Below are 344 nucleotides of genomic sequence, written 5' to 3'. Positions count from 1 at the left end.
AATAAAACCCGTCTGGCATTTGCAGGTCTGAGATTTGCTGATGTTGGTAGCATTGATTACGGACGTAACTACGGTATTGCTTACGATGTCGGATCATATACTGACGTACTGCCAGAGTTTGGTGGTGATGGCTGGACTCAGACCGATAACTTTATGACTGCCCGAACTTCCGGAGTTCTGACTTACCGTAATACAGATTTCTTTGGGCTGGTTGATGGTCTGAATTTTGCGGCGCAGTATCAGGGCAAAAATGAGCGCGATGACCTCCAGAAGGCCAATGGTGATGGGTATGGTTTCTCAGCCAGCTATGAGTTTGATGGTTTTGGTTTTGTGGCTGCGTATAC

At 46.8% G+C, this 344-nt stretch carries 1 protein-coding gene; it reads left to right on the top strand.

Annotated features, from left to right (window positions below; translation table 11 throughout):
- A partial coding sequence (locus E0D98_RS26185) for a porin (RefSeq protein WP_205713045.1) occupies positions 1 to 344 on the top strand: 344 nt, incomplete at both ends.

The sequence above is a fragment of the Escherichia sp. KCJ4928 genome (assembly GCF_004352695.1).
In the GTDB taxonomy this organism is placed as follows: Bacteria; Pseudomonadota; Gammaproteobacteria; order Enterobacterales; family Enterobacteriaceae; genus ECMA0423.
Note: the sequence above shows the minus strand (reverse complement) of the source record. Positions and strands in the feature narration are given on the sequence as shown.